Below are 11,063 nucleotides of genomic sequence, written 5' to 3' on the forward strand. Positions count from 1 at the left end.
ACGATCCTTGCTTTCGCTTCGATGCGGTTCAAGATGAGTTGGCTGGACGCTTACGCCGATCCGACCAATATCAGCGGCGCGGCTCAGCGCAGGCACTCCTGGCCGGACTTGACCTCCCCGCCGATCAGCACCCTCAGCTCACCGACCGCGTCCCGGGGCGGTCAGGACTCGCTCCCTGCGTCCCTGAGTCATCAATCTGACCGAACCGGCAACGCAGCCGCCACGTCCCGGAAAGCGCTCAGCGCCGCTTCCAGGTGCTCGATGATCTCCTGCTGCAAGACGTCCGGTGGCGGAAGGCCATCGAGGTTGTCGAGGCTGTCGTCCTTGAGCCAGAAGATGTCCAGGCTGGCTTTGTCGCGGGCCATCAACTCCTCGTAGCTGAAGAACTTGAACCGCTCGGTGGCGCGGCGCAGGTGGCGGTTGTCGGGGTTGTAGCAATCGATGAAATCGCGCAGGTCGTCCAGCTTCAGTGTGCGAGTCTTCAGCGTGAAGTGCTTGTTCGTGCGCAGGTCGTAGAACCAGACGCCACGGGTGTGGACCTGGCCATCCTTCGGCGCGTTGTCGAAGAACACCACGTTGGCCTTCACCCCCTGCGCGTAGAAGATGCCGGTGGGCAGGCGCAGTACGGTGTGTACATCACAGGTGTCCAGCAGTTTGCGGCGAATCTTCTCGCCTGCGCCACCCTCAAACAGCACGTTGTCCGGTAGCACCACGGCGGCCTGGCCGTTCACCTTGAGCATGCTCACGATGTGCTGCAGGAAGTTGAGCTGCTTGTTGGACGTGGTTTCCCAGAAGTCCTGCCGCTCGTAGGTCAGGGCCTCCTTGTCTTCCCCGCCCTCGTCGTTGGTGATGGTCATGCTGCTCTTCTTGCCGAAGGGCGGGTTGGCCAGCACGTAGTCCACCTTGAGCTTGGGCTCGCTGATCAAGGCATCGGAGCGCTCCACCGAAGGCTCACCGTCCAACTCGCCGATGTTGTGCAGGAACAGGTTCATCAGGCACATGCGGCGCGTATTCGGCACGATCTCGTTGCCGTGGAAAGTCTTGTCGCGCAGGAACGCCTTCTGTCTTTTGTCCAGCTGGGCGCCGGGGCGATTCAGCCAGTTGTATGCCCCCAGAAAGAAACCACCGGTGCCACAGGCCGGATCGGCGATCGTCTTCATCGGCTCGGGCCGCACGCAGGCCACCATGGCCTCGATCAGCGCGCGGGGCGTGAAGTATTGGCCCGCGCCGCTCTTGGTGTCCTCGGCGTTCTTTTGCAGCAGACCTTCGTAGAGGTCGCCCTTGGTGTCGGCATCCAGGCTGATCCAGTTCTCGGCGTCGATCAGCTGCACCAGGCGCGAGAGCTTGGCCGGGTCCTGGATCTTGTTCTGGGCCTTGAAGAAGATGGCGCCCAGCATGCCAGGCTCCTGCCCCAGCTTGTGCAGCGTGGCCAGGTATTGCGCCTCCAGCGGCTCGCCCACCTTGGCGGTCAGGCCAGCCCAGTCGTAGCCCTTGGGAATGTGCGTGTCGCGGTTGTAGGGCTCTTGAGCGTACTCATGCGCCAGCTTGAGGAACAGGAGGTAGGTGAGCTGTTCCAGGTAGTCGCCATAGCCCACACCATCGTCGCGCAGGGTGTGGCAGAAGTTCCAGACTTTCTGGACGAGGGAGGAGGTGTTCATCGTCGACGGATTCAAGCGATCACATGCATGGAGCGCAACGCCGCGCGAAGGTTGTCCACCAGCTGGCTGAAGCTTGGCAGTTCGCGCAGCCGTGCCAAGTCGACCTGTTCGCCCAGCGCATTCAGGTACGGCGATACGCCCTTGCGTTGTCGTTGCCCGTTGGGCCCGGTTTGCAGGAACGCGCGGTTGAGGATGGCCTTGGGATCCTTCGCCGCCTCGACTGCGCGGGCGCTGCCCGGCAACTGCAGGCGAGCGTCGCTCAAGGTGGTGCCGAAGACCGAGCGCAAGGCCTGGCCGTCGTGCAAGCCCCACGATTCGGTCTCGCGAACGGGCACCACACCCACTGCGCGCCCAGCCGCCGCGAAATGGGTCTGAACAGCTTCGATGCCAGGTTGCACGCGATCGCGCCACGCGGCGTCCGGATCGCCTTCGCCGTCCCCGTGGATGAAGAGGATCTGCCACGCGTCGCGATGCCCCGAAGCGGCCGCCAGGATGCGTTCGTGGCGTGGTGCATCAGAAAGACGTGGCGGGTGCGACAACGCTTCGACATCGCCGAAGTCGACCGGCTCTTGCCCCTCCTGAAGGCAGATGTCGGCGCACAGGCGAAGCAGAAGGGGGCGCAGGAAATAGTCGTCGGTGCGCCCCTCGGAATAGAGGGCAAGGCCGAGGTACTTCATGCGGGTCAGCCTTCGGCGTGAACGGTTTCGAGCACGCGCTGCACTTCCATGTCGGAAACGAAGCCGCTCGGCGCCACGCCCTCCTCGAAGAGTCGACCCTGCATCTGGCTGCGGACCGGGCGCAAGCGTGTGCGACGCCGCGTTTCGCGCGCCACGGGGTCGCTGACCGTCGATGTGTCGGCGAACAGGACCATCCCATCCGACGGCTGATTGTCCTGACCGAGCAAGGCCGACAAGACCACCGGCGAGTGGCTGTTGATCATCAGCTGGGACAAAGGCTCCAGCGCGCTGACCTCGTCGCTCGGCAGCGTCACCATGTCGCGCAGCCGCCGCACCAAGGGCTTGATCCTCCCGGGGTGGACACCGTTCTCAGGCTCCTCGAAGCAGATCAGGCCGCGGTGTCGCGGGTCGTGCAGCAGGGTCAGCAGGGCCAGCACGCGCAAGGTGCCGTCCGACACCACCTTCGACGAGAACGGCAGGCCGTCGCGCATGGTCAATTCGATGCGGTACTCCTGGCTGGCTTTGTGCAGCTCTGCGTCGAGGCGCGACACCCCAGGGATCAGGTTGTTCAGGTCGCTGGCGATGTCACTCAGCACACCCAAGGGCCGTTCCTCGGTGGCGCTTTCGGCCTTGAGCTGGGCCAGCACCGCAGCCAGGTTGCGTCCGTCGGGCTCGAGGATGTCGTTTGCCGTGGCCGGCGCGGGGCGGCGCAGCAAGGCAGGGTCGAGCTGCAGCAAGCGCCAGTGCTTCAGCTCTTCACGCAGCGCGAACAGGTGGGCGAACTCGGCGTTCGTGATGCTCGACAGCACGGTGGCTTCGGCTGCGCTGGCCGGTCGGTTCCGACCTTGGCGACCATCCTGATGGATGCTGAAGGACAGGCCCTCGGCCGTGTCATCGGTGGTCAGCCAGGGCTTGGTGCGCGTGTACTTCAGATGCGCCGCACGGAACGACTTCGACGGTCGGTTGCTCTCGGCCCAGCGGTCATCGCGCTTCAGGATCGGATAGGCCGCCTCCTCGGCGACCAGCACCTTGGGGATGCCCGGCCGCAGCTCGCGCCGCTCCAAGGTCACCTCGTAGCGCATGCGGGTGTGGTTGAGGCTGACCTCGCTGCCCCAGGGGTCACGCACCATAGGATCGACCAGCACCTCGGCGGCCAGCTTGATGCGGCTGACGCGACCGTGAGGGGTCTGGCGGAACAGCTCCAGCGGCTCGCCGCGCATGTTCTTGAACGCCTCGGCGACGTCGTTCGACGCGAGGTTGGCCATCAGCTGGATGGCGTCGAACAGGTTGCTCTTGCCCGCCGCGTTGTTGCCGACCACGACGGTGAAGGGCAGGAAGTCGACCACCAGCCCCTCGAAGGACTTGAAGCCGTCAATCTCGATGCGGGTCAGCATGGTCTGCAGGTCCTGTTCAAGGTTTCTCGGCGCGACGCCGCCGCCCGGATGATGCCGCGCCCTGCCCCGCCCGCTGCACCCGGATCCGCTCCAGCAGCACGCTGGCCGGTTCGTCGTTCGGGTCCTGGGGCACCAGTTGGCCGACGAAGGCGGCGCGGAGGATGTTCTGGCGTTGGGCGCTGGACTGTTTGAGTGATTTCTCGACGACATCCACCTGGTCGCTGGCCGCACGCAGAACGATATCGATCAGATTGGTGATCTCAATCTGCTCATTACTCGGCGGGAGCGGAATCGGCAACGACCTGCACAATTCGAGCGTGAGATTGGCTTGTCCAGCCGTGGTCTTGGCACGCGCTTTAAGCCATTGCACAGCAGTAGGAGACAAGAGCCAAGAGCGCAGGAATGAAATCGACAATCCGGGAACCGCGCGAAAAATGGCGATGGCCTGATTGATATTCCATTCCGGATAGTCGTTCGGCACCAGTGAAACCTGACCCAGCGGCGGACCGACAATGTTCATCAATACATCACCTGGATAGACCATCGAACGAGCTAGAAAGCCACGATGCGTTTCACCAGCAACGTACACTCTATCTGAAAAATTGAGCTCGCCGGTATCGGTCAAATTCGTCACGCGCAGGAACGGCACTTCAGCGAGCCGGCCGTCATCAAGCTCTTTGGGTGGCGTGGTGCCTTTGGTGATGAACTCGCACAACTGCTCTGCAATAGCCCAAACCCAGCCTTGAGGCAATTCGGGCAAGTCAGTGTTATCAGGCCGCACCGGCTCTGTGTATTTCTTTCGCCATTCCTTCGGCGGCACCTTGCCTTGTTCCTTGAACTTGGCCAACTGCTTGGCTTCCCAACGGGCGCGGCGCTCGGTAAGGATGCGCGCCAGCAACTGCGCGCCGGTTTCGGTGGGCGGGTGCTGGGCGCGCCATTCAGCGGTGAGCGCGCCATCCACAGCGGCCTTCAGCAACGATTGGCGGTACTGCGCCAGTTTCTTCTGCGCAGCCTTCAGTTCGGCCACGCCGGCATCGAGGTCGGAGAGCAGTTCGTCGAGTTTGGCGACGATTCGGGCTTGTTCGGCGGCAGGTGCAATGGACAGTGAAAAACGGGCTAGTGAAGGACCCTCAATACTGGCAACAGTAGTTCCATCCTTTGAGCAATTGGACAGAATTTCCCTCTCCTTGGCCATCAATTGCCACGCAAGGTATTTGGATAAAATGCCAGCACCAGGCACAAACGCTCGCATATCCTGATTGATCGTGACAGGCACCTTATTGATCGCCACTGGCAAAGTGCGCGACAAGATACCTGATCTGACCACGACCAAAAGACTCTCTGCTGGAATCAGCGTCAAGCGATCCAGCGCCTTTACTGTCAAGGCATCTTCACTGGACGTCACACTGAACGTCTTCATGTCTTTCGGAGAAACCCATGGAACAGTGCCATTGACCCAAAATGTCGGATCAGACTTCGATGGTGTCCCACCTCCAACCGACCGCGAGACTTCCTCCAAAGTCGAAAAGCACCAATCTGGCGGTAGCGCCATCAATTCACTCACGCAACCAACTCCTCATTCATCTCATTCATCAGCCCATCCAGCTCCATGCCAAACACCTGCCAAACCTTCTGCAGCCCGCCCTTGTCGGCCAGTTCGGCGTAGTCGAAGTCATCCCGGCTGACGCGGCAACTGCTGGCGATGTGGTCCTTCATCAGCCGCAGCCACTCGGTCTGCTCGGGCGTGAAGGCGGTGGCACGCTGGGCGTTGTGGCGAAAGATCCAGGCTTGGAAGCGCCTGTCAACCTCGTCGGCGAAGGGCTTCAGCTCCCCCTCCAGCCCTAACGCGAAACGCACCAGCGACACCAGATCGGTGAGCTGGCGTTTGCGATCGGCGCCTTTCACCTGGCTGGCCTGCACGCGGGCATAGGCGCTCCACAGGCGCTCGGTCGTCAGCATCAGCGGCGGTTTGCCCAGGCGTTCGTGCAGGTCCTCGATCAGGTCGAAGGTCAACGCGCGGCGTTGGTAGGGCTGCTGGTAGAAGAAGTCCAGCGCGGCGATCTCGTCCTTGTGTTGCCGCAGGTAGTCGGCAAACGTCTGGATCACGGTTCGGGCTTGCGCCTCAGCCTGCTCGCCAAAGCCGGCGAAGGTCACTTGGTCGAGGTTGATGTGGTCGATCAGCTGCTCGCGCTCACGGCGGGCATGCTCGATCTCATCGCGCAGAGCCGGTTGGTCGAACGGGGCGCAGGCGGCGGCCACTCGCGCGGCGCGGGCGGCTTCGATCTCCTGAGGCAGCAGGGTGTCTTCAGTCCGGGTCATGCCTTGGGCTTGGGCGGTGGCCAGCGCGGCCTGAACGATGGCATCGGGGTTCAGCGCGGCGATCAGGTCCTTGCCCAGCGCCGCCACCGGGATGCCACCGCTGGCTTTCTCGATGCGGGCCTGAGCCTTGTCATCGAGTTGCTTTGCCAGCCGAACCAGGCGGTTGGCAAGCGACAGAACGGTGTCGTCGTCGCGGCTGCCCATCGCCACGCCCTGCAATAGGTCCTTCAGTGCCACGCCGGGCTTTTTCTCAAGCGGGCGGCTGTCGGTCTTGAGGCTCTTCTCCACACCCACGGCGTCGATCAGCACGAAGCGGGTCTTGGCACCGTCGGCGCTGTTGCTGACGCGCTTGAGGCCGTCGCCATCGAGGCTGCGCACGCCACGGCCCTTCATCTGCTCGTAGTAGCCCCTGCTGCGCACGTCGCGCAGGAACAGCAGCACCTCCAGCGGCTTCACGTCGGTGCCGGTGGCGATCATGTCCACGGTCACGGCGATGCGCGGGTGGTAGTCGTTGCGAAAGCTGCTCAGGATGCTGTCGGCATCTTCTTCGGCGCGGTAGGTCACCTTCTTGCAGAAGGCGTTTCCCTGGTCATAGACCTCGCGCAGGATGTTGATGATGTCGTCGGCATGGCTGTCGGTCTTGGCGAAGATCAGGGTCTTGGGCGTCTCTTTGCGGGCCGGAAAGATCTGCGTCTCCACGGCGGTCTTCATGGCCTGGATGACTTGGCGGATCTGGCTCACGTTGACCACCGAGCGATCCAGCTCCTTGGCCGAATAGGCGATGTCTTCTTCCGTCTCACCCCAGCGCTTCTTGCGTGTCTGGCGATCGCGATGGTCGACCCATTCTTTCGCTTTGACCTCGGCGCCCTTCTGGGTGATTTCGGTTTCGATCTCGAACACGTCATAGCCCACGTTGACGCCATCGGCCACGGACTGCTCGTAGGTGTATTCAGCGACGATGTTCTCGTTGAAAAAGCCAAAGGTGCGCTTGTCGGGCGTGGCGGTCAGGCCGATCAGGCTGGCATCGAAGTAGTCGAGCACCTGTTTCCACAGGTTATAGATGCTGCGGTGGCATTCATCGATGACGATGAAGTCGAAGGTTTCCACCGGCACGGCCGGGTTGTAGCGGACGAGCTTGGCCTGCTTGGCGGTTTGCCGCACCTCGTTGAGCGAAACGTCTTCGGCCGATTCGTCGATCGGCTCGCCGCTCAGGATTGCGTACATGCGCTGGATGGTGCTGATGCACACCTGCGCGTGCGGGTCGATGCTGGGCGAGGCCAGACGCTGCACGTTGTACAGCTCAGTGAACTTGCGGCCATCGTCCGGCGGCGTGTAGGCCATGAATTCTTGATGGGCCTGCTTGCCGAGGTTGCGGGTGTCGACCAGAAACAGGATGCGCTTGGCGCCGCCGAACTTGAGCAGGCGATAGACCGAGGTGATGGCGGTGAAGGTCTTGCCGGCACCGGTGGCCATGTGGACCAAGGAGCGGGGCTTGTTCAGCGCCAGCGATTTCTCCAGCCCGGTGACGGCGCTGACCTGGCAGTCGCGGAGATTGCGTTCGGCCAGCCTGGGCATGTGCTCCGCCAAACGACGACGCAGGGTGTTGGGGCTGTCGAACCAGCCGGCCAAGGTATCAGGCCTGAAGAAGTGGAAGACCTCGCGCGAGCGAGGCGCGGGATCGGCGTTGTCGGTAAAGCGAATGACTTGGCCGGTGGCCTCGAACAGGAACCGCAAAGGTGAGTTATCCGTGCGCCACTTGAGGTTGGCGGCGGCGTAGCGTGCGGTCTGACTTTCAACCACCGTCAGGTTTTCACCGGCGCTGTCCTTCTTGGCTTCGATCACGCCGACCGCCTGGCGGTTGACGAACAGCACGTAGTCGGCAGGACCGCTGTCGGTCGGAAACTCTCTGACCGCGACGCCGAGGGCGGCGGACAGATTCAACTGTTTGAGGTCCTGCACCTGCCAGCCGCTGGACTGCAGCTTCTGATCGATCAGCTGTCGCGCCTTCGCTTCGGGCGTCATAGTCTCTCCCTGACCGCTCCCGCAGTCCCTAGGTGCACGAGCTTAGCGGCGTTGGCGAAGGCCAGACCCCACCACCCCACGGACCAAGGCCCCGAAAACGCCAACGGCCCGGGCAAACGCCGCGAGCCGTCGAGATGGAGCCCCTCCCTCGGAGATTGGTAGGCCGCCCGTGAGTCGAACACGGCACCAACAGATTATGAGAAGAGATGCCGGAAGAAAAACTATATAAAACAACAAGTTACAACGGCTTTTTCTTGGTGTGCGACAAAGTGTGCAAGATTTTGGGGGCACGCTTGCGAAGCACAGACTCGCATCTTGCAGCTGGACTGTTCGAGCGAACCTTGCCCTAGCAAGGGTTCAGTCTGGTGGCCGCTCGATTCTGCATCCAACAGTGACGTACTTGTCGATTGCGCCTCGGACGCAACATGCCGTCGCAGCGCCAATGCCGCTCAATGAGACGGCACAGTGATATTGTTCACCCTTCATATTGCTTTAGGGAGCAAGAACACCGATGGCTACTCGACTCGCACGCGGCCAAAAAAACTCCGATCATCCCCTCGCGGTAGCTGCCAGGGCAAGGGTCTCGACCATCGTCGATGCCATCCCTCCAGAAGATCTTGTACTCGCTATTAAGCGCGCCCCAAGTCTTCGCGGCATGATCCTTGGCTATATCGCGGAAGAGATGTTTGGAAAGATCGTTTTACGTGATCCGCGCATCACCGACGTTCGGCAGCACGACGACCACGACCGAGAAAACAATAAAGTTGACACTGACTTTCTCTTTGAAGGTCGTCGCATCACCATTCAACTGAAGTCACTGCAGACAAACTCGATCGTTTGGCGCGAAGATCTAAACTCTCTTCATGGTGTTGTACAAAACGATGGCAGTGATAAGCGGGATGTGCGACTTCCAAATGGCGACACTGTCACGACGACCAACTATCGAAGAGGCGACTATCACATACTTGCAGTACCTCTATTTCCATTCACAGGCACCTGGGACTTTGCCTACAAGCTCAATCGCAACTGCAGGTTGACAACGTCCAATAAGTACACCCCAGAGCAACAAAAATACCTACTAGCCACAACAGAAGAGATCACGCACCCACTCAGCGACCACTGGAGCACTGATCTGTTTGCAACTGCGCGATCACTTTGAAATTTTCTCGGCGTAGCTAGTCAACAAGGGGCGGAAGTTGCTGTATGGAAGGCGTTTTCGCCCCTTGCGTAGGATGAAGATCAAGAAATAGCTATGGTTCTTCCTCGCATGTTCTTGTTTGATTAGGCGGGCGACTGTCGGCTTGTTCGATCGCGTCAGCACGAACAAGTCCTTGCAGTAGAAGCCCATCTGCTCGTAGCCAAATATCAACTCGACATGGGTAAGCTTTTGTCTGTTGGCGCTGACCTCGTCTTGGCACTTGACAATGAATACTCCACCATCACGCAGCGTTCGTCGCGCCTCCAGTCCAATGGTCATATACATGTCGATGACCTTGTCGTGGTACTTCAAGGTCTTGTCTGATGTAGCAGTTCCGTTAGAGTAATACTCTCTAAATGCATCGTGAGTCCCGCCACCGGCCAGCTTAGAAGTATTATCTCGATACAAGCCTTCCATGTATGGCGGATCGAGCACGAATGCGTCCAAGAAATTGTCTGCATAAGACAGCGCCCTAGCATCAACACCTGTCTTAAGGTCTGATGGCAGGAACTCGTACTCACTCGTATCAACGTTCCTCCAGAACACACCAGTACCGTAAGTCACATCAGCAATCCGCGCCCCTTTCTGCACATAAAGCGACAGCACCTTCGGAAACAGTTCCGAGTTGTCACCCGTATGTGATGACAGTGTTGCATCAGTTGATGCAACCCCGCCTTGCACGCGTCGAACCTTTGTCGACTCTTCCTGCTCAAACAGTTTTCCTGTTTTCGTGTCCATGTTTAATAGTAATTCTCGTTGTTTAGACGTATCTGAAGCCAGCTTTTGACTCGGCTATCGCTCAAGTAGCGGCCAACCATAGATGCTGGATAAATGTACAGCCTTGTGCGATCTTCATCAATGCTGACTAAGCGTGACGCAGACCTTGAGCTGCGCGCACGACATGAAAGAATTTCCGCCACGTGCCCACGCATCCGTTGAACGTGTCATCCTCTCTCGACGCTCATCGGTGTCACGAGTAGGGTTGGATCGACGTTGTGACCGCCCCCCCGCTGTAGCTGCCTCAGCTTCTGCCTCGACTTCTGCATGTCAAGCCGCTCTGCGCTCACGTCTGCTTGTGCCTTGAGCTGCTTTGCCCTGTCCCTTGCCACCTTCGCGTTCGCCTTCATCCTCTTCACTCGTTGCTCCGCCGCGTTCGACGGCTGTATCTCATCAAGTCTCATGCTGCCTCCTTAGTGCTGTCCTTGTATTTAGCCCAGCACTACGACCGCAGCCTCCTGCAACGTACGACGCCCGTTGACCTCGCTTGCCCGCCCGACCTGCGCCTCAAGCAGATGACGCGCCATGTTCGGATTCGACGATCGCACATCGACCAACGTCGTCACCTTGCCGTGCCCGGACTGGGCCTGCACCCGTACTGTCGCCGTGCACGCGCCGATCGCGCCCCGCCAACTGCTTCAAGCGCCTCGATCAAGGCACCGCTAGCTGACCACGAACTGCGCACCCGCATCGTGATCGACGCTGAGCGCCTGAAGCTGGACGATTCCCAGTCAGCGCACGCAAGCGCCAGACCGGCCAATCGCTGACAGGCGCTGACACACGCTCGCTAGCGCTGTTGTCAGCGCAGCGTAGGCCGATCAGTGGGCGCGAGTGCCGGCCTTGGCAGTCTTGCGCTTGAACGCTGCACCGAGCGACGCACTGACCGCCTCGATATGAGCATCAAGCTCGCCCGCCTCGGCCGCCGCACGCACGCTCTGCAGTGCCTCGACCAGTTCCTGCAGCGTAGCGACTTCGATCGCCGACTTGCCCTTCGCCAGTTCCAGCGCCTTCGTGCCGT

The 11,063-nt window shown here is 60.6% G+C and carries 7 protein-coding genes and 2 pseudogenes; 1 reads left to right on the forward strand and 8 read right to left on the reverse strand.

Annotated features, from left to right (window positions below; translation table 11 throughout):
- Positions 1-191: 191 nt before the first annotated feature.
- The 5 genes and pseudogenes from Q8X39_RS20320 to Q8X39_RS20340 all read right to left on the reverse strand — a co-directional run bounded on the left by Q8X39_RS20320 (position 192) and on the right by Q8X39_RS20340 (position 8,070).
- The gene (locus Q8X39_RS20320; RefSeq protein ID WP_305751523.1) at positions 192-1,658 is read right to left on the reverse strand and encodes a class I SAM-dependent DNA methyltransferase; all 1,467 of its coding nucleotides are present in this window, start codon (positions 1,656-1,658) and stop codon (positions 192-194) included.
- Between the two features lie 11 nt (positions 1,659-1,669).
- Positions 1,670-2,335 carry a DUF4276 family protein gene (locus tag Q8X39_RS20325; protein ID WP_305751524.1) on the reverse strand — a complete coding sequence of 222 codons (666 nt, stop codon included), beginning with the start codon at positions 2,333-2,335 and terminating at the stop codon, positions 1,670-1,672.
- A 5-nt stretch (positions 2,336-2,340) separates the two neighbouring features.
- Positions 2,341-3,939, reverse strand: coding sequence for an AAA family ATPase (locus tag Q8X39_RS20330; RefSeq protein ID WP_305751525.1), 1,599 nt, complete (start codon positions 3,937-3,939; stop codon positions 2,341-2,343).
- A gap of 82 nt (positions 3,940-4,021) precedes the next feature.
- Positions 4,022-5,281 (reverse strand): annotated as a pseudogene (locus tag Q8X39_RS20335) (restriction endonuclease subunit S); the annotation flags it as partial.
- An 8-nt stretch (positions 5,282-5,289) separates the two neighbouring features.
- A complete protein-coding gene (locus tag Q8X39_RS20340; protein WP_305751526.1) occupies positions 5,290-8,070 on the reverse strand; it encodes a type I restriction endonuclease subunit R in 2,781 nt (926 codons plus the stop codon).
- A gap of 511 nt (positions 8,071-8,581) precedes the next feature.
- On the opposite strand from Q8X39_RS20340, the gene Q8X39_RS20345 reads away from it, so the two are divergent.
- Complete coding sequence (locus tag Q8X39_RS20345) at positions 8,582-9,229, forward strand: hypothetical protein (RefSeq protein ID WP_305751527.1); 648 nt, start codon at positions 8,582-8,584, stop codon at positions 9,227-9,229.
- Here Q8X39_RS20345 and Q8X39_RS20350 read toward each other — a convergent pair.
- From Q8X39_RS20350 to Q8X39_RS20360, 3 genes and pseudogenes are all read right to left on the reverse strand, one after another.
- Positions 9,221-10,006, reverse strand: a complete 786-nt coding sequence (locus tag Q8X39_RS20350) for a hypothetical protein (RefSeq protein WP_305751528.1) — start codon at positions 10,004-10,006, stop codon at positions 9,221-9,223. The genes Q8X39_RS20345 and Q8X39_RS20350 overlap by 9 nt on opposite strands.
- Before the next feature lie 206 nt (positions 10,007-10,212).
- On the reverse strand, positions 10,213-10,449 hold the full coding sequence (locus tag Q8X39_RS20355; protein ID WP_305751529.1) for a hypothetical protein: 237 nt from the start codon (positions 10,447-10,449) through the stop codon (positions 10,213-10,215).
- A gap of 414 nt (positions 10,450-10,863) precedes the next feature.
- Positions 10,864-11,063, reverse strand: a pseudogene (locus Q8X39_RS20360) (hypothetical protein); the annotation flags it as partial.

The organism is Leptothrix discophora (assembly GCF_030705305.1).
Lineage (GTDB): Bacteria > Pseudomonadota > Gammaproteobacteria > Burkholderiales > Burkholderiaceae_C > Sphaerotilus > Sphaerotilus discophorus.

What these genes read in the sequence shown, in the direction of transcription:
- Q8X39_RS20320 (WP_305751523.1), bottom strand. Translation starts at nt 1,658, where the DNA reads ATGAACACCTCCTCCCTCGTCCAGAAAGTCTGGAACTTCTGCCACACC.
- Q8X39_RS20325 (WP_305751524.1), bottom strand. Translation starts at nt 2,335, where the DNA reads ATGAAGTACCTCGGCCTTGCCCTCTATTCCGAGGGGCGCACCGACGAC.
- Q8X39_RS20330 (WP_305751525.1), bottom strand. Translation starts at nt 3,939, where the DNA reads ATGTCGTCGAGAAATCACTCAAACAGTCCAGCGCCCAACGCCAGAACA.
- Q8X39_RS20340 (WP_305751526.1), bottom strand. Translation starts at nt 8,070, where the DNA reads ATGACGCCCGAAGCGAAGGCGCGACAGCTGATCGATCAGAAGCTGCAG.
- Q8X39_RS20345 (WP_305751527.1), top strand. Translation starts at nt 8,582, where the DNA reads ATGGCTACTCGACTCGCACGCGGCCAAAAAAACTCCGATCATCCCCTC.
- Q8X39_RS20350 (WP_305751528.1), bottom strand. Translation starts at nt 10,006, where the DNA reads ATGGACACGAAAACAGGAAAACTGTTTGAGCAGGAAGAGTCGACAAAG.
- Q8X39_RS20355 (WP_305751529.1), bottom strand. Translation starts at nt 10,449, where the DNA reads ATGAGACTTGATGAGATACAGCCGTCGAACGCGGCGGAGCAACGAGTG.